This is a genomic window from Burkholderia sp. MBR-1, from assembly GCF_013822785.1.
GTDB lineage: Bacteria > Pseudomonadota > Gammaproteobacteria > Burkholderiales > Burkholderiaceae > Burkholderia > Burkholderia vietnamiensis.
The window spans coordinates 231,813-248,161 of sequence record NZ_CP053609.1; the positions used below are offsets into that span (position 1 = coordinate 231,813).

Below are 16,349 nucleotides of genomic sequence, written 5' to 3' on the forward strand. Positions count from 1 at the left end.
CATTCGACGCGCAGTAGCCCCGGCACGTTCCGCCTCTCGGAGGAGACAGATATGAATCCGCTTCACGCATTGCCGGCGTCCGCGTCGGCAACGGCCCAGCGCACGCGTGTGCGCTGGCTCGTGCTGGCCGTGCTGTTCGCGGTCACGACAATCAACTACGCGGACCGCGCGGCGATCGCGATCGCCGGCCCCGCCATCGCGCGTGCGATGCACCTGAGCCACGTGCAGATGGGCTTCATCTTCTCGGCGTTCGGCTGGTCGTACGTGATCGCGCAGTTGCCGGGCGGCTGGCTGCTCGACCGCTTCGGCTCGCGCATCGTCTATGCGTTCAGCATCTTCTTCTGGTCGCTGTTCACGCTGCTGCAGGGTGGTATCGGCTTCATCGGCGGCGCGGCCGCGTTCGGGCTGCTGTTCGCGCTGCGCTTCCTGGTCGGCGCGGCCGAGGCGCCGTCGTTTCCGGCCAACAGCCGGATCGTCTCCACGTGGTTCCCCGCCGCCGAACGCGGCACTGCATCGGCGATCTTCAACGCCGCGCAGTACGCGGCGACCGTCGTGTTCGCGCCGCTGATGGGCTGGCTGGTGCACGCGTTCGGCTGGCAGTGGGTGTTCGCGGTGATGGGCGTGCTCGGCTTCGCGTTCGTGCTGGTGTGGAACCGCACGATGTACGACCCGAGCGCGCACCCGCGCATCAACCGCGCGGAGTTCGACTACCTCGCCGAAGGCGGCGCGCTCGTCAACATCGACCGCGCGGCCGGCGCACGCGACGGCGGCCCGTCGATGCACCACGTGAAGGCGCTGCTGAGGAGCCGGATGCTCGTCGGCGTGTACGTCGCGCAGTACTGCATCAACGCGCTCACCTATTTCTTCATCACGTGGTTTCCCGTCTACCTCGTGCAGGCGCGCGGGATGTCGATCCTCAATGCGGGGCTCGTCGCGTCGATCCCGGCCGTGTGCGGGTTCCTCGGCGGGATCCTGGGCGGCATCGTGTCCGACGCGCTGCTCAAGCAGGGACGCTCGCTGTCGGTCGCGCGCAAGGTGCCGATCGTGATCGGCATGCTGCTGTCGATGTCGATGATCGTCTGCAACTACACCGACTCGCACGTGCTGGTCGTGCTGTTCATGGCGCTGTCGTTCTTCGGCAAGGGGCTCGGCGCGCTCGGCTGGGCCGTCAACGCCGACACCGCGCCGCGCCAGATCGCCGGCCTGAGCGGCGCGCTGCTCAACACGTGCGGCAATCTCTCCAGCATCACGACGCCGATCGCGATCGGCTATATCGTCGACCGCAGCGGCTCGTTCAACGGCGCGCTCGTGTATGTCGTCGCGCACGCGCTCGTCGCCGTGATCTGCTATCTGTTCGTCGTCGGCGAGATTCGCCGCGTCGAGCTCAAATGAACTGAACGGCGCGGGCGGCGCCGGTGCGTCCGGCGGCTCGCGCATGACCGGAACCAGGAGCAAACCGATGTCCGAAGCCCGCCACACCGGCACGCCGCGCGTCACGCGCATGCGGGTGATTCCCGTCGCCGGCCGCGACAGCATGCTGCTGAACCTGTGCGGCGCGCACGCGCCGTACTTCACGCGCAATCTCGTGATCCTCGACGACAGCAGCGGCCACACGGGCGTCGGCGAAGTGCCCGGCGGCGAAGGCATCCGTCAAGCGCTCGAACGGATGACCGACGTGGTGGTCGGCCAGTCGATCGGCCGTTACCAGGCGACGCTCAACGCGGTGCGCGCGGCGCTGTCCGGCGCGGGTGCGGCGGCCGGGCGCACGATCCGGCACGAGGTGACGTCGGCGAGCGAAGCGGCGGTGCTGCGCCAGCCGCACGAGATCAATCTGCGGCTCGACAACGTGATCACCGCGATCGAGGCGGCGCTGCTCGACCTGCTGGGCCAGCATCTCGACGTGCCGGTGGCCGCGCTGCTCGGCGAGGGGCAGCAGCGCGACGCGGTGCCGATGCTCGCGTACCTGTTCTACATCGGCGAGCGGCGGCGCACCGACCTGCCGTATCGCGACGAGGCGCATGCCGCCGACCCGTGGTTCCGGCTGCGCAACGAAGCGGCGCTGACGCCGGCCGCGATCGCGGAGCAGGCCGAAGCCGCGGTCGCGCGCTACGGCTTCGCCGACTTCAAGCTGAAAGGCGGCGTGATGGCCGGTGCGGACGAAATGGCGGCGATCGCGGCGATCAAGGCGCGCTTTCCCGACGCGCGGGCGACGCTCGATCCGAACGGTGCGTGGTCGCTCGACGAGGCCGTCGCGCTGTGCCGCGGGCAAGGCGATCTGCTCGCTTATGCGGAGGACCCGTGCGGGCCGGAGGCGGGCTACTCGGGGCGCGAGGTGATGGCAGAGTTCCGGCGCGCGACCGGCATTCCGACCGCGACGAACATGATCGCGACCGACTGGCGGCAGATGGATCATGCGGTGCGGCTGCAGGCGGTCGACATTCCGCTCGCCGACCCGCACTTCTGGACGATGCAGGGCTCGGTGCGGCTCGCGCAGCTGTGTCGCGACTGGGGGCTCACGTGGGGTTCGCATTCGAACAACCACTTCGACGTGTCGCTCGCGATGTTCACGCATGCGGCCGCGGCGGCGCCGGGCACGATCACGGCGATCGACACGCACTGGATCTGGCAGGAAGGCGACGCGCGGCTCACGCGCGAGCCGCTCGAGATCGTCGGCGGCCAGGTGGCCGTGCCGGAGCGGCCGGGGCTCGGGATCGAGCTCGACATGGCGCAGGTGGAGGCCGCGCATGCGTTGTATCGGCAGGTGGGCGGCACCGCGCGCGACGACGCGATGGCGATGCGGTATCTGGTGCCGGGGTGGACGTATGATCCGAAGCGGCCGAGTTATGGGCGGCGGTGAGGGATCGGGCGGGGGAATTCAGTCTGCTTCATGCATGAATTCGCGGTGCCTTCGACGCGTCTGGGCGAGGGACATGAATGCGTCTTGCACGGCGGCGCGCGCCCATTCGTTCGTCAACGCCGTGGCGCTTGCCGGCACGCGTCGACGCGCGGCACCGGGTCGGCCCGGTTGCGGCTCATTGCGCGTTTTCTCCGTCACGGTATAGCCGGTTCCATTCCGGATCCAGCGCTCCTTGAGCGATGTACGGATCATTGTCCTGCGGACGTATGCCAGGGTCGTTAGCGCCGCCTCTCTGGCCATCGGCCACCATGATGCGAACACGGTCGCCCGGCAGGAATACGGCCCATAAGCCGCCCATGACCTCACCGTATTTGGCAATTCGGACGTTTTCGGCCTTGTACCAGTTCGTCGTGTGATCCTGTTTTCTGTATGCCAGCCAACGGACTGTCAGCCTCAGGTCCGGCTGCCAGACAACAGGAACGTCGCTGCAGCAAGTTTCTTTGCCGCCGCCAGACGGCTTTCCGTCCGATCCCGCCGGCCATACGTTAGGGCCACCGCCAGTCACCCCAGATCCGTCTGGTCCCTCGACTCTGAACCGCACCGAATTTTGTGGAGGCTCGGATTCTTGAGAGAATCGAGCCATGAACAAGAAGGCAACCAAGTTTTCCCCGGAAGTCCGGGAGCGCGCAGTGCGTCTGGTACGTGAGCAGCGTAGCGAACATCCGTCGATGTGGGCGGCGGTCGAATCGATTGCGCCGATGATCGGCTGTACGCCGCAGACGCTGCTGGATTGGGTCAAGCGCGAGGAGATCGATCGTGGGGAACGTGATGGCGTGAGCACGGCCGAGCGTGAACGCATCAAGGCCCTGGAGCGTGAGGTCAAGGAACTGCGCCGTACCAACGAGATTCTCAAGCTGGCGAGCGCGTTTTTCGCCCAGGCGGAGCTCGACCGCCGATTCAAGTCCTGAAGGCCTTCGTTGATCAGCATCGCGACACCTTCGGGGTCGAGCCGATCTGCAAGGTATTGCGGATCGCCCCGTCGGGCTACCGACGCCATGCTGCGCAGCTTCGTGATCCGTCCAAACGCTGCGCTCGTGCCAAACGCGATGAGGTCCTGCAACCCGAGATCAAGCGTGTCTGGCGGGCCAACATGCAGGTCTACGGTGTGCCGAAGGTCTGGAAGCAGATGAACCGGGAGGGCATTGTGGTCGCACGCTGCACGGTCGGGCGGCTGATGAAGCTGCAGGGCTTGCGAGGCACAGTTCGCGGCAAGCGAGTTCGCACGACGAATCCCGATACGAGCGCCCCGCGCCCGCTGGACCGGGTCAACCGGCAGTTCAAGGCTGAGCGCCCAAATCAGCTCTGGGTGTCTGACTTCACCTATGTCTCGACATGGCAGGGTTGGCTGTACGTGGCGTTCGTGATCGACGTGTTTGCCCGTCGCATCGTCGGTTGGCGCGTCAGTTCGTCGATGAGCACGGACTTCGTTCTGGATGCGCTCGAACAGGCGCTGTACGCGCGCCAACCGGGCGACGATGGGACCTTGATACACCACTCCGATAGGGGGGCTCAATACGTCAGCATTCGGTATAGCGAACGTTTGGCCGAGGCGGGTATCGAGCCGTCCGTCGGCAGCCGTGGCGACAGCTACGATAACGCGCTGGCTGAAACGATCAACGGTCTCTACAAGACGGAACTGATTCATCGGCGCGCTCCTTGGAAAACGAGGGAATCCGTCGAACTGGCAACGCTGGAATGGGTCGCCTGGTACAACCATCATCGGCTGATGGAACCGCTCGGCTATATCCCGCCCGCCGAGGCTGAGGCAAACTACTACAGGCAACTCAGAAATGCTGCTGAAGTGCCTGCATTAACTTAAACCAACCGGCCTCCACGATTCCCGGTGCGGTTCATACTTACGTACATATGTATGTACGTAAATGCCTCACTGAGATCGCCGACTTGCCGAGAATCTCGCAGAAATGCCTGTATCCGTCGGCGTTATACGACTCCTTCGGACCGCATCGACCTGATTGGCCGACCATTTCATCTGATGTATTCTGAAGCCGCTCAGCGATGCCCGGCGCAGCCCGAACAGTAGCCAGCCCAATACAGCGTGACGGCTTTGCCGTATGCCCTACGTCCGATATCAATCAATGTGAAGGGAGAACGATGAACGAGCCTATTAAACGCTCCGCATGGGGCTGGCTACTGCTTGGATACGTGGTGATGTATGTCGGATTTACGTTACTCGCAGCGATGCTAGCCACACCACCGGATAATCCGTCGACGCCATTGTTCGTCTATCGCTTGGGCGGCCTCGCTGGGCAGCTACCCGGCGCCGGCATCTGGCCAGAACTCATGGACATGAACGGCAAAATTGCGGGCAACTTTCCCGTACCGTTCGTCGGCGGGGCCATTCTAGTTTTACTCGGCGCCGGAGCAATACAAGTGGGGCGCAACATACGCGCACAACGGAAGCATGACGCCGCCATTGCACGCGATGAAGCCATACGTATTGGCGAAAGAGAGCGCCGTCAGTCGCGCCCTAGGTAACTCGCCCCATATACATCCGCGATGCATGATTCACTTCTTCCTCGCTACTGAACCATCTGCGTTTTAGAAGCCTGCATCTGCAACGGCGTCGGCGTTATACGAGTCCCCCGGCACTCAAATTCCGCCAACGCCACCGACAGCCACTCGCTACTTTCTGGGAGATCTAAACGGCAAAACGGTACTGCCCTCTGTCAGCACCGGGGCTGGGGAATTGCCTATCGCCGACCGCAACCGAGCCATGTGAACTACGTTCGGCTTACCCTGGAAGTACCCCTCAGGTAGACCGGCCAGCATCTCGATGTCATATGCCGCCAAACCAATATGGCGGGGAATTGCATCGAGCGGCATTACGTTTTCCTCAACCAACAAGTCAATGGTACGGCGTAGCAAGCGAGGCCGCTCCGGCGCACGATCACCATCTCCCGGCTCTGACTTAGCCCCCCATCTTGCAGAGCGCCGTTTGAAGAGCAGTTGAGCAGCATCTTCATCCAGTATCTTCAACGCGCGCAGACGCATTATGATCGCAGCAACGGAAACGCCCCACCGTCTCTTCAACAACAGCAGATCGTCCAATGTGACGGGCGTACGAACCTCATTGGCAAACGTTTCAGCAGGCAGCAAAAATGCGCCAGCAAAACGATGAGCTTGCGCCTCCAGCTGCTTGTGTCGCTCTCGTTCCGTTGGTCGCGGGATATGCCGGTGCAAAATCAAATGGCCGAGCTCGTGCGCGAGATCAAAGCGGCTGCGGTAGCCGTTATCCTTATCGGCTGACAACAGCACGAGCGGCCGCCCAAGTACCTCGCTCCACGTCGAAAGACCCTCAATCTGCGCAATGCCGGTTTCCTCCCTGATCAAGATGACGCCAGCCCCTTCAATTGCGAGCGCGAGATCCGGCACGGCAGTTCGCCCGATGCGCCATAAGTCCCGGCACTCGATCGCCGCAGACTCAATCTCGTCCGGCGTGACCTCATCCGGCTCCTTGAAGTGCCTGACGGGCAAATTCACTTCGGGATAGTCCACGAACTCCGACAACGCGAATGCCACATCCTGAGCCCATTCGACACGCGCCTCCAACATTGCTCGCGCAGCGACATGTGCGGATGCGTTGCTGCGAAACAATGGGGGAGACACTCTCGCAGAAGGTGCTCTCGTGAACCACTCAGGAGTCACGTTAACGACGCTTGCCAGCCGCTCCAAAGTATCGCGCTCCGGCGCTTGAATCCCCGAGCGCCATTTGCTTACCGTTGCAGGTGACACACCGACCAGCGACGCGAGCTGGGCTTGACTCAACCGCCGAGCGGCCAGAACCTGACTGAGACGTTCATTGTGAAACGCCTGAACACCACCGCGACTCATGACGCCGTACCTTCGTTGCCCTGCTTCTTGATCTTCTTGAGCTTCGGCTTAGCCAGATCGTCCTGCACGGCCGGCTTGTCCTCGTAGCGCTGGAGGAAAGCATCAACGGATTCCCTAAACAACCAGCCGCGCATGTGCCGATCCGGGACCGCAATTTGAATAGACAGCGGCGCATCCGGCTTAACGTGAAGCGATCCGGAAAAGCACGCAACGAAAAACGCCACCGCGTCGGTCGGTGCCGTGTACTCGCCAAACAGTTCGGGCTGAACCAGCGGCTCGATGGCCCTATTCGCAGCCGACATTTGCCGGCGCGTATGGCTGCGGCGACCATTGATCCAGAAACCTTCGGGGATGTTGAATCGGGCAAGCGAAAAAACGCCCGAGCGCCCGCTCACGACCCCATTTCCACGAATCGGCGTCGGGGAGGCGTCACCCACCTCAAGGGCCCGATGAAACGACTCGTTCATGTGAAAGTGCCGCAGTTGCCCGACGGCGTGCGGAAGATGCCCGTCGGCCATCCCCTTAGCTGCTGCGAAAGCGCGTTGAGCTCCGGCGAAAAGTGCATCTTCGATTGCCATAACGAGCTCCCGCGGCACATTGCGCAGCAGAAGATCCGGAATCGAGTCAGTCGAGGGATGAGCCATGCGGCCTCCAATGGCAGTTTCGTTTACCGGGATTCTATAGGAGAAAAGTTTCGTTTAAAAGCCCTCACTGACCCCAATGTTGCGCCTCCTACCAAAACAAAACGAAAAATACTATCAATTATCGACAGACAATTGCTCATGACTATTTGTGGCTTCTCACTCGAATCGCCGCTTCCTTCGCTCAACTGTCAACTCGAGCGGCAGAACGGCTGTCCGTCGCACTACTCGCCATCCAGACGGAGCTAAAGTCGTGTATCGCGGGGGCCGAAATCATGATGACCAGCGCGTTCGTAGCGTTGCCAGTTTTGGCCATTATGGCCATAATGGACACAACATTATTGGTCGCGTGGAGTTATGCAAACATTGTCGGCAAAAGTCGCTAAATACAACTTTGGCCGCCTCATCGACACCGCTAGGGCTGAACCCGTGACAGTCGAGAAGCACGGGCGGCCAGTGGTGGTGGTTTTGTCCGTCGAAGAGTATGTGAGGTTGAAGACGCTGGAAGCAGATTGTTCGGCGAAAGTCGACAGCTCTAGACCTGACGCTTGAAGTCGTCTATCGGAATTTGGCGCAGCCGATTCAAGACTATCAGAGGGGTTGGAAACGCAGTGGCGACGTGTAGCTTGTGCTTAGAACGGGGAAAATCGCCCGGCTCCACGAGCGCTCCGCCACCAACTTCACCGCGTGAGAGCCCTATCTATTGAACATTACGATGAACAGACCAATTGAAGATATCCGTCGAGCACTATCTGGCACAGCAGGCCCTGAGCTACTAACTGAGATCTGGCACGCGGATTGGAATGTTCCGACCGCAAGGAAAATTGAGGCCACAATCGATGTGGCGATCGGCGTCCATCTTGGGAGCCGACGGAAGCGGAACGAGGACAGGGCTGGCATGGCGCATGTGAAGTCGCTTTGTGGCCAAGGTTTTGCCGTTGCTTTAGTTTGTGATGGAGTCGGTGGATCTGAGATGGGCGATATGGCCGCTACGATCGCACTCGCGTCGTGTGTTGGCGATCTTGCTGAACTTCGTCAGGCTACCCCAGTCCGGGAGTTGTTGCCGCGAGTTATCCGCAGCATGGATGATGCCGTACGTCGAGCATTAGCGGGAAAGGGGGCGACAACGGCAAGTGTGTTGTTAGCTTCGTCTGACGGAGACCTTGTTGCAGCCAACGTAGGCGATAGCCGCCTCTTCGCGTGGAACCAAAGTGAGCAACAGCTTCGGCAGGTTAGTGTCGACGACACTTTAGAAAACGAGCTGCGAAATCTGCCTGGCGCAGATATTTCCGCGCTCAATGCGCGAGGGTTGCAAGGAAGCCTGTCGCAAGCGCTTGGAGAAGCGGGCAGATCTTCTTCGGATTTGCGTATTGTTGTTTTCGAACGTCGTGAATTCGGTCAAGGTGCCGTTATAGCTTCAGATGGTGCATGGAAAGCGGCGCCGGATGGGTTTGCGGCGATCGTCCGCAACGCACCTTCCGCAGCAGACTTGGTCCGGCGCGTGGTTACATCGGCACTCTGGATGGGCGGGATCGATAATGTGTCCGTTGTCGCTATTCAAGATGTCGAGCAATTTATAAATCTGGCAAGCTATGACGTCGACGGGCTCGGTCGTAATCGGATAACTTTCTGGTTCGCTGACACGAAGCTTGTGTTGAACGATGTCTATGGTGGTCAACGACCTGAGCCGATACCACCACGGGAGAACGGAAGGCAGGACAAGCCCAGCGCTCAACTCGACAAAAAAGCGGCGAGAAAACCGTCCGGAAGAAACCGGAAAAAGATGACAGTTACGAGTCGCATGAACCCACAGCTCGATCTTGAGGTTGAGGGAGAGTCGCGGGCTAGTGAGCAGTACAATGAGACCAAACCAAAGATAGTAGTTTCGACCGACGACGATTCGCCAAAATCGGAATAAAGATAACCATAAGGTTGATTCTTATATGCTTCCACCACGCTATAGACCTCTTACCACCACAGTAATGCCCGGCGGTTTCGGAAGTGTCCAAAAGGTGCAGGACACATATCTAGATCGGGCCGTGTTATTCAAGTCGATGCAAGACGCGAATAACAACGATCAATTGCTTAATGAGATCCAGGGGCTATCTCAAGCGCGATCGCGCCATGTAGTCGAAATATACGACGTGATCAAGTCGCAGAATGGGGATGTGCAAGGCATTATCATCGAGTATCTCGGAGGCGAAGGCTATGCCGACTTCCACTTAAAGGCAAAGTCTGATCCTCACTTATATGTGAAAGTGCTTTATCAAATTGGATGCGCTCTGAGAGATTTACACGCAGCCGGTATAACGCACAGGGATCTCAAGCTCGAGAATATGAAAAATTCGGACTCGGGCGTGTTGAAGCTATTCGATTTTGGTATATCTGTGTCCGGAGTTGATTACCGCACGAAGATGAACCGTGGGACCCTAGTTTATGCGGCCCCTGAGCTTTACATTCCTCACGCCGTGATTACAACGGCAATGGACATATATGCTTTCGGGGTCTGCGCGTGGGCGCTGGCGTCCGATTCTTACCCGCGCGAGTTGCTCGAGCGCCCGCCCCAGCAATCTTCTCGCGCTCCGTCCATTGAGACCGCGCTTCCGGGTCTCCTGCATCCTGAGATCGTTCAAATGATCGATGCATGTTTGGCGCCGGATCCCGGCTTACGGCCGTCTGCTGATGTGCTTAGTAAAGTATTTGCCCACCATTTGACTAGGGGGATGCATAAGGGTTTGTTTTCGCAGGGACAGACAGCTGTTTTCGAGCTATCTAGCGCCAAACCCAATGTGAACATCCAGATAGGGTCGTTAGGTACATTGAAGGCGGGTTACGATGGATTAATCTTTAAAGTAACTGGCGTCTCTGGGCACGTGTATATCAATAATAATGCAGCAACCATCGGGATGGTGTTACATGAGTCATGTGTCTTAACCTTTGGCGGCCCGGCCCTAGGATCAGGTAGGCAGTGGGTAACATTCACGTCGTCGCAACCGGAGGTAATTCTATGAGCAAATTTACGCCTGGCACGGTTCTGATCGACAGATATGAAATCGAGCAATTTCATGCGGCCGGAGGTATGCAAGAGGTATATCGTTGCTACGATCGTACTCTAAATCGACATGCGGCATTGAAAACACCAAAAGATGGTGTGAAGGACCGCCGGTTTCGGCGTGGTGCTGAAATGGGGGCGCGCGTCGTACATACGAACGTGGCAGCAACGTTCGATTATTACGAAGACGACCAGCTCACTTTCATGGTGGAAGAATTCATCGAGGGAGCCGACCTCGGACAGCGGCTTTCAAATGAGTTCTTGTTCTTGGATCCTGCATTAGCGGCACACGTCGTTCACCATATCGCACGAGCGATACATGAAGCGCATCGGGTTGGGATTTGCCATCGAGATCTTAAACCGAGCAACATCATGACCTCGAATGATCCGAGCCTGAATTCTATCAAGTTGACAGATTTCGGTATCGCAAAGCTCGCGGAGGCCGAAATTGCTGCGGAGATGGCGCTCTTTGATAAGGATGAGTCGACGCTAACGTCATCTAACACGCTTCTCGGTGCGGTGCCGTACATGGCTCCCGAATGCTGGGACAACTGGAAGGCTGCCGGGCAGCCCATGGATATTTGGGCTTTGGGGTGTATCGCGTACCAGCTTCTTGTCGGGGAACCACCCTTCGGCTACGGACGCCTAGCAATTCGGAACGTGGCGATGCTCGCAGTCAACGGCGTCACGCTGAAAGCACCCGCGTGGTTCGGGAAACATAAAGCTACCGAAACGCTCGAATCCGACCTGTGGAAGGTAATTGAAAGCTGCATCCAAGTCGACCCCGCCAAGCGTCCCAGCGCTCAGGAAGTAGTTCGTTTATGCGACGATCTTTTGTACGCAGTTGCGACACGCCGCACTGGGGCGATTCAGAAATTCAGGGTGCCATATCGGGATGGTGGAGTTGGAGACTTCGGTTTCATCGACGACGACGCGACTACGGAGGAATTCTTCTTCCACGAATCAGCGTACTTTGGGGCCAATAGGATTACAGTTGGTCGACCAGTTTCGTTCAGCGTGTATCCGGGGAACCCCAGTCAGCGCGCATTCCCCGTCTTAGAGCTCCGAGAGCGGGGGCAAAACGCCGTTGACTCGTAAGGCCCGGCGAGAGATCCACGGTCGGCACAGCAAGCGAGGGGCGGATCTGCTTGCTTGCCGATCGATTCAAAGCTGGGAGCAAACTTCGGCAGCCAAGGCGAACTTTGTCGAAGCTTCTTCGCCAGATCTTCTGCCAGCGGATGGTAGTAGCGCATCAGCATGCGCGGATCTCGATGACCAGTGATTTTGGCCAAATCATGCATGGGGAAAATCGAAGCCAGCCGCGAGGTCGCTTCGTGCCGCAAATCGTGGAAGCGCAGATCCACGAGGTAGCTCTTACTCGGCAGCTTGCCGTTGGCACCACATTCCGCCTCATATACGGATCGCGCACGCTCCACTGCCCGCTCGAAGGCGCGAGTAACTGCGTCTCCACGAACGGGAAACACCCTCCCGTCACCTAGGCCCATCTTGGCGGCTTTTCGCTGTGCCTTGAGCACGCCGATCGCCCGAGTCGACAACGGAACGTCTCTCGAATTGCCGTTCTTTGTTTGAGGAAGGTGGGCGACCCGTCGGCGCAAGTCGACATGTTCCCACCGCAGATCAACGATCTCTCCACGGCGCATCGCCGTTTCCACGGCCAGCCAGATGATCCCCGGCAGAACTTCGGAGTTACTGGCCGCGACGACGCGTTCCAGTTCGCCATCCGTTGCTTCCCGACCAGATTCCACGTCAGGCTCGGCGACGGCCACGCGACGAGTTCGCGCGTTGTTCGCTGGCGGTTTGCGGACGTTCTCTATGGGGTTGAGCAAGCTCTCCATGCCCCATTCCTTGCGGGCGATACTAAAAACGTGCGAAAGCACCGCCAGGCGACGCAGCACCGTGGCCGGCTTCAGCGGCGGATTCGCCTGCTTGAGCCAGTCGTCTCGCAGTTTAGCGACGTCGGAACTGCGGATCGAAGCCATCGACCTTGGAGCGATAACAGCATTCTTCCATGTCCGCAGCAACGAGGCCTCCTGGACGTACCCCTTCTTGCTCGACGCGATCTCTCGGTCGTAACGGTCGAGCGCCTCGGCAAGCGTCGTGGACTCCGCCTCGGCTCGACTGACGAAGACCCCACGATCAATCTCGGACTCAATCTGTCGAGCCCAAGCCTCCGCTTCAGCTCGCGTGTTGAACGTCTTGATCTGTACCGGGTAGCCCTTGCGGCGAACGCGGGCCTGCCACTGAAGATCGCCTCGACGGGTGATAGATGCCATTCACTGCTCCTTAAGTGTTGCGTCCAAGGCTTCGACAGCCCAAGTGGCGCAAAATTGGCGCAATAAATCGAATCTACCAAAGAAAAAGGGCCTAGCCATCGGCTAAGCCCTTGATTCTATTGGTGGAGCGGAGGAGGATCGAACTCCCGACCTTCGCATTGCGAACGCGACGCTCTCCCAGCTGAGCTACCGCCCCAACAGCTGACTATCATACACACGCATTTCTGCGCTTGGCAATAGGGGTTGTATTCTCCCGACGCGTCACTTCGACGGCGCGCCCGCCAGCACCCAGTCGACCACCGACCGCAGGTCGGCATCGCTCATGCGCGGATGCGCGGGCATCGGGATCGCCCCCCACGCGCCGGAGCCGCCGTCCTTCACCTTCTTCGACAGCTTCGCAACGGCTTGCGGGTCGGCCTTGTAGCGCGCCGCGATGTCCTTGAACGACGGCCCGACGAGCTTGCGATCCACCGCGTGGCAGCCCATGCACGCGTTGCTGCGCGCGACCCTCAGCCCGTCGCCGACATCCGCATGCGCGGTGCCGAACGCACCCGCCAGCGCCACCACCGCGGCGCCATGCCGCACCCATTGCTTCATTCTGATCCGCGTCCGTTTCATTGCGGCGCCGCCTTCGGGTTGCCCGGATGCACGCTCGTCGAATTCGAAATCGGCGCCGGCGGTTGCAGCGGCGTGGACTGGACCGACGCGTCGGGCACCGCCCCGACCGTCGCGGCATCGGCCGGCGCAGCGGTAGCCGGCGCGGCGGACGCGCCGCTCGGCGACGCGGCCTGCAGCGCCTGCGCGTCCTGCGGCTGGATGTACTGGAACACCTTCACGACCTTCTCGACGCCCGGCACCTGGCTTGCCGCATCGGCGCCGCGGTTGCCTTCGTCGACCGTCACGAGCCCCATCAGATAGACGTTGCCGCGCTCGCTGACGACCTTGTAGTAATTCGCCGACAGACCCTTCGTCGCGATCAGCTCCGACTTCACGCGCCCTTCGAGGTACGAGTCGTTCGCACGCGACGACAGCGACGACGCCGGCTCGACCGACAGCTCGTTGACGATCGCGCTCACGTTGTTGATGCCGCGCACGATTTCCTCGGCACGCCGCTTCGACGCGTCGTTCGGCACCTCGCCCGTCAGCAGCACGCGGCGGTTGAACACCGTCACGTTCACGTGCGACTGGTCCGGCAGCCCGTTGTTGATCTGCGTGAGCGCCTTGACCTGGATCTCGCGATCTTCCGTCTGCGCGCCGAGCGTACGACGATCGGTCGCGATCAGCGCGCCGCCGCCGGCCGCCGCACCGAGCACGCCGAGCACGCAACCCTGCAGCGACATCGCGAGGCCCGCCGTCAGCGCGGCGAGCAACGTGGTTCTGACGAGCGTCTGTTTGACGCGACTTTGATTCATCGACGGCTCTCCTTCGTTCAATCCTCACCCAGCAGCATCGCGTCGATGCCGTCGCACAGGCAGTGGATGGTCAGCAGATGGACTTCGTGGACGCGCGCCGCACGCGAGGCGGGCACGCTGATCGCAATATCGGTGTCGGACAATGCGGCCGCGACCGCATGGCCGCTGCCGCCGGTCAGCGCGACGACGGTCATCTCGCGCTCGTGCGCTTCGTCGATCGCGGCCAGCACGCGCGGCGACGCGCCGCTGGCATCGAGCACGAGCAGGATGTCGCCGGTCTGCCCGAGCACACGCACCTGCTGCGCGAACAGCTGGTCGGCGGCCGTTGCCGCCATCAGGCCGCCCTGCGACGCATCGGTGGCCAGCGCAATCGCGGGCAGGCCCGGCCGCTCGCGCTCGAAGCCGCCGACGAGCGACACGGCGAGGTAGTGCGCGGCCGCCGCGGACAGGCCGTCGCCGCACGCGACGATCTTGTTGCCGTTCGCCAGCGCGGCGAACATCGCGTCGACCGCCGCTGCGATCGGCAGCGACAGCGCGTCGGCGGCTTCGGCATGAAGCGCGGCGCTGTCGCGGAAATGTTGCTGAATACGTTCGACTGACATCGATTTCTGGTGAACTGAGCGCGAGGGTACGCCACGCGCAACGTCATGGGTGCGGCGAGTTTACCGCACTCCGGCACCGGCTCCGGGGGTCCGGCAAGAACTCTTTACATCTCGTCACAGCTCGCGTTACGCATCGTCGGCACGAAACGCGTCGCGCAGCCAGTCGAGGCGGCCGGCTTCGAACGCGACGACGTCGAATCGGCACGCGGCGCCCGCGCCGTGCCGCGCCCAGAAATCGAGCGCCGCGGCGATCACGCGCCGGCGCTTGCGCCAGCCGACGCTCGCCGCGGCGCCGCCATGCCGCGCACTGCGCCGCGCGCGCACTTCGACGAACACCAGCATGCCGTCGGACGCGCGCATCACGAGATCGAGCTCGCCGCCGCGGATCGTCACGTTGGCCGCGACGAACGCGAGGCCGCGGCGCTCGAGGAACTGCCGCGCACGTTGCTCGAAGTTGGCGCCCACGGCTCGGGATCGCACCGCGCCCGAAAATTCGCCGCCGCCGCGCGGCGCATCGCGCCCACCCGCAGGCGCGGCAGGCGCCGCGTGGCACAATGCCGACCTTGTTCCGCCTGCGCCGCGATTGCGCGCATTGCCTGCCATGACTGCCCTCCTCGAACTCGCGCAAACCCAGCACTATCCGAGCGCCGCGCTCTACGTGGTCGCAACGCCGATCGGCAACGCCGCCGACATCACGCTGCGCGCGCTGCACGTGCTCGGCCTCGCCGACCGCATCGCTGCCGAAGACACCCGCAACACCGGCCAGCTGCTCGCGCGCTACGGCATCTCGAAGCCGCTCCTGGCCGTGCACGAGCACAACGAACGCGAAGCCGCGCTGCGCGTGGTCGAGCTGCTGCGCGCCGGCGAGCGCGTGGCCTACGTGTCCGACGCCGGCACGCCGGGCATCTCGGACCCTGGCGCGCGGCTCGTCGACGCGGTGCGCGCGGCCGGCTTCGCGGTGATTCCGCTACCGGGCGCGAGCGCGGCCGTGACCGCGGTGAGCGTGGCCGGCGCCTGGGCCGGCGCGTTCACGTTCGCGGGCTTCCTGCCGCCGAAGGCGAAGCAGCGCGCGAGCGCACTGCAGGCGCTCGTGCAGCACCCGTACGCGCTGGTGTTCTACGAAGCGCCGCACCGGATCGCCGAAACCGTCGCGGCGCTCGCCGACGCGTTCGGCCCCGCACGCCGGTTGCTGATCGCGCGCGAGCTCACCAAGCTACATGAACAGCTGTTCGAGGGCACCCTGGCCGAAGGACAGAGCTGGCTCGACGGCGATGCGAACCGGCAGCGCGGCGAGTTCGTGCTGGTCGTCGAAGGCGCGCCGTCCGATGCCGGCGCAGCCGACGACACCGCGCACGACGCGCTGCTCAAGCTGTTGCTGGAAGAAGTGCCGGTCAAGAGCGCGGCGAAGCTGGCGGCCGCGCTGACGGGCGCGTCGCGCAACACGCTGTACGCACGCGCGCTGGCGTTGAAGGAAGGCTGACGGGGCGGGCGGCGGGCACGGCCGGAAGCCATGACCGGCCGGCTCGCGGAAACGAAAAAGGGCTGCGGGGAAGCAGCCCTTTCTACCTGCTGGACGCGC

General features: G+C 61.8%; 16 protein-coding genes, 1 tRNA gene, 1 pseudogene and 1 other annotated feature. Of the genes and pseudogenes, 9 read left to right on the forward strand and 9 right to left on the reverse strand.

The annotated features are described in order from the left end of the window. Positions 1-51: 51 nt before the first annotated feature. Together MBR110_RS01120 and MBR110_RS01125 are read left to right on the forward strand one after the other, a co-directional pair. A complete protein-coding gene (locus MBR110_RS01120) occupies positions 52-1,392 on the forward strand; it encodes an MFS transporter (RefSeq protein ID WP_011882964.1) in 1,341 nt (446 codons plus the stop codon). A 67-nt stretch (positions 1,393-1,459) separates the two neighbouring features. After that, positions 1,460-2,857 (forward strand): enolase C-terminal domain-like protein, encoded by a 1,398-nt coding sequence (locus tag MBR110_RS01125; protein ID WP_059568076.1) that lies wholly within the window; start codon positions 1,460-1,462, stop codon positions 2,855-2,857. Positions 2,858-3,032: 175 nt separating this feature from the next. On the opposite strand, the gene MBR110_RS01130 is transcribed toward MBR110_RS01125, so the two are convergent. Continuing rightward, positions 3,033-3,500, reverse strand: a complete 468-nt coding sequence (locus tag MBR110_RS01130) for a DUF3304 domain-containing protein (protein ID WP_258569970.1) — start codon at positions 3,498-3,500, stop codon at positions 3,033-3,035. On the opposite strand from MBR110_RS01130, the gene MBR110_RS01135 reads away from it, so the two are divergent. After that, positions 3,499-4,736, forward strand: a protein-coding gene (locus MBR110_RS01135; RefSeq protein WP_105819029.1) for an IS3-like element IS1416 family transposase whose coding sequence is annotated in 2 segments (ribosomal slippage) — positions 3,499-3,790 and positions 3,790-4,736 — 1,239 coding nt in all. Because the reading frame shifts where the segments join, the coding sequence is not laid out codon by codon here. The genes MBR110_RS01130 and MBR110_RS01135 overlap by 2 nt on opposite strands. Next, positions 3,780-3,896, forward strand: a sequence feature (AL1L pseudoknot). (Overlaps the previous gene by 117 nt.) A 293-nt stretch (positions 4,737-5,029) precedes the next feature. Continuing rightward, a complete protein-coding gene (locus MBR110_RS01140; protein ID WP_181709127.1) occupies positions 5,030-5,413 on the forward strand; it encodes a hypothetical protein in 384 nt (127 codons plus the stop codon). 147 nt (positions 5,414-5,560) lie between these two features. Here the strand turns inward: MBR110_RS01140 and MBR110_RS01145 are convergent, their stop codons facing one another. After that, positions 5,561-6,769, reverse strand: a complete 1,209-nt coding sequence (locus MBR110_RS01145) for an XRE family transcriptional regulator (protein WP_059645500.1) — start codon at positions 6,767-6,769, stop codon at positions 5,561-5,563. Continuing rightward, entirely contained in the window at positions 6,766-7,413 is a 648-nt protein-coding gene (locus MBR110_RS01150; RefSeq protein WP_181709128.1) for an alpha/beta hydrolase, read from the reverse strand. Before MBR110_RS01150 ends, MBR110_RS01145 begins: the two co-directional genes overlap by 4 nt. 354 nt (positions 7,414-7,767) lie before the next feature. Here MBR110_RS01150 and MBR110_RS32565 point away from each other — a divergent pair, with 354 nt between their 5' ends. The 4 genes from MBR110_RS32565 to MBR110_RS01170 all read left to right on the forward strand — a co-directional run bounded on the left by MBR110_RS32565 (position 7,768) and on the right by MBR110_RS01170 (position 11,560). Further along, positions 7,768-7,962, forward strand: coding sequence for a type II toxin-antitoxin system Phd/YefM family antitoxin (locus tag MBR110_RS32565; RefSeq protein ID WP_181709129.1), 195 nt, complete (start codon positions 7,768-7,770; stop codon positions 7,960-7,962). A gap of 163 nt (positions 7,963-8,125) precedes the next feature. Then, the gene (locus tag MBR110_RS01160) at positions 8,126-9,328 is read left to right on the forward strand and encodes a PP2C family protein-serine/threonine phosphatase (protein ID WP_181709130.1); all 1,203 of its coding nucleotides are present in this window, start codon (positions 8,126-8,128) and stop codon (positions 9,326-9,328) included. Between the two features lie 64 nt (positions 9,329-9,392). Then, positions 9,393-10,421, forward strand: a complete 1,029-nt coding sequence (locus MBR110_RS01165) for a protein kinase domain-containing protein (RefSeq protein ID WP_258569960.1) — start codon at positions 9,393-9,395, stop codon at positions 10,419-10,421. Then, complete coding sequence (locus MBR110_RS01170) at positions 10,418-11,560, forward strand: protein kinase domain-containing protein (RefSeq protein ID WP_181709132.1); 1,143 nt, start codon at positions 10,418-10,420, stop codon at positions 11,558-11,560. The genes MBR110_RS01165 and MBR110_RS01170 overlap by 4 nt, the downstream gene beginning before the upstream one ends. 107 nt (positions 11,561-11,667) lie before the next feature. On the opposite strand, the pseudogene MBR110_RS01175 reads toward MBR110_RS01170, so the two are convergent. From MBR110_RS01175 to MBR110_RS01200, 6 genes and pseudogenes are all read right to left on the reverse strand, one after another. Next, positions 11,668-12,756, reverse strand: a pseudogene (locus MBR110_RS01175) (integrase); the annotation flags it as partial. A 120-nt stretch (positions 12,757-12,876) separates the two neighbouring features. Beyond that, positions 12,877-12,952: transfer RNA gene (locus MBR110_RS01180), tRNA-Ala, on the reverse strand. A gap of 65 nt (positions 12,953-13,017) precedes the next feature. Beyond that, the gene (locus MBR110_RS01185) at positions 13,018-13,374 is read right to left on the reverse strand and encodes a c-type cytochrome (RefSeq protein ID WP_011882941.1); all 357 of its coding nucleotides are present in this window, start codon (positions 13,372-13,374) and stop codon (positions 13,018-13,020) included. After that, a complete protein-coding gene (locus MBR110_RS01190) occupies positions 13,371-14,168 on the reverse strand; it encodes a BON domain-containing protein (protein ID WP_011882940.1) in 798 nt (265 codons plus the stop codon). Before MBR110_RS01190 ends, MBR110_RS01185 begins: the two co-directional genes overlap by 4 nt. 17 nt (positions 14,169-14,185) lie before the next feature. Further along, positions 14,186-14,770 carry an SIS domain-containing protein gene (locus MBR110_RS01195; RefSeq protein WP_011882939.1) on the reverse strand — a complete coding sequence of 195 codons (585 nt, stop codon included), beginning with the start codon at positions 14,768-14,770 and terminating at the stop codon, positions 14,186-14,188. 126 nt (positions 14,771-14,896) lie between these two features. Then, positions 14,897-15,325: a YraN family protein gene (locus MBR110_RS01200; RefSeq protein ID WP_011882938.1), complete on the reverse strand. Its 429-nt coding sequence runs from the start codon at positions 15,323-15,325 to the stop codon at positions 14,897-14,899. A gap of 46 nt (positions 15,326-15,371) precedes the next feature. Between MBR110_RS01200 and rsmI the strand changes: the two genes are divergently transcribed. Next, positions 15,372-16,250 carry a 16S rRNA (cytidine(1402)-2'-O)-methyltransferase gene (gene rsmI, locus MBR110_RS01205; RefSeq protein WP_011882937.1) on the forward strand — a complete coding sequence of 293 codons (879 nt, stop codon included), beginning with the start codon at positions 15,372-15,374 and terminating at the stop codon, positions 16,248-16,250. Positions 16,251-16,349 lie beyond the last annotated feature (99 nt).

Bases quoted from the DNA above. Each gene is read 5' to 3' on its own strand.
- MBR110_RS01120 (WP_011882964.1), top strand. From the start codon at position 52: ATGAATCCGCTTCACGCATTGCCGGCGTCCGCGTCGGCAACGGCCCAG.
- MBR110_RS01125 (WP_059568076.1), top strand. From the start codon at position 1,460: ATGTCCGAAGCCCGCCACACCGGCACGCCGCGCGTCACGCGCATGCGG.
- MBR110_RS01130 (WP_258569970.1), bottom strand. From the start codon at position 3,500: ATGGCTCGATTCTCTCAAGAATCCGAGCCTCCACAAAATTCGGTGCGG.
- MBR110_RS01140 (WP_181709127.1), top strand. From the start codon at position 5,030: ATGAACGAGCCTATTAAACGCTCCGCATGGGGCTGGCTACTGCTTGGA.
- MBR110_RS01145 (WP_059645500.1), bottom strand. From the start codon at position 6,769: ATGAGTCGCGGTGGTGTTCAGGCGTTTCACAATGAACGTCTCAGTCAG.
- MBR110_RS01150 (WP_181709128.1), bottom strand. From the start codon at position 7,413: ATGGCTCATCCCTCGACTGACTCGATTCCGGATCTTCTGCTGCGCAAT.
- MBR110_RS32565 (WP_181709129.1), top strand. From the start codon at position 7,768: ATGCAAACATTGTCGGCAAAAGTCGCTAAATACAACTTTGGCCGCCTC.
- MBR110_RS01160 (WP_181709130.1), top strand. From the start codon at position 8,126: ATGAACAGACCAATTGAAGATATCCGTCGAGCACTATCTGGCACAGCA.
- MBR110_RS01165 (WP_258569960.1), top strand. From the start codon at position 9,393: ATGCCCGGCGGTTTCGGAAGTGTCCAAAAGGTGCAGGACACATATCTA.
- MBR110_RS01170 (WP_181709132.1), top strand. From the start codon at position 10,418: ATGAGCAAATTTACGCCTGGCACGGTTCTGATCGACAGATATGAAATC.
- MBR110_RS01185 (WP_011882941.1), bottom strand. From the start codon at position 13,374: ATGAAACGGACGCGGATCAGAATGAAGCAATGGGTGCGGCATGGCGCC.
- MBR110_RS01190 (WP_011882940.1), bottom strand. From the start codon at position 14,168: ATGAATCAAAGTCGCGTCAAACAGACGCTCGTCAGAACCACGTTGCTC.
- MBR110_RS01195 (WP_011882939.1), bottom strand. From the start codon at position 14,770: ATGTCAGTCGAACGTATTCAGCAACATTTCCGCGACAGCGCCGCGCTT.
- rsmI (WP_011882937.1), top strand. From the start codon at position 15,372: ATGACTGCCCTCCTCGAACTCGCGCAAACCCAGCACTATCCGAGCGCC.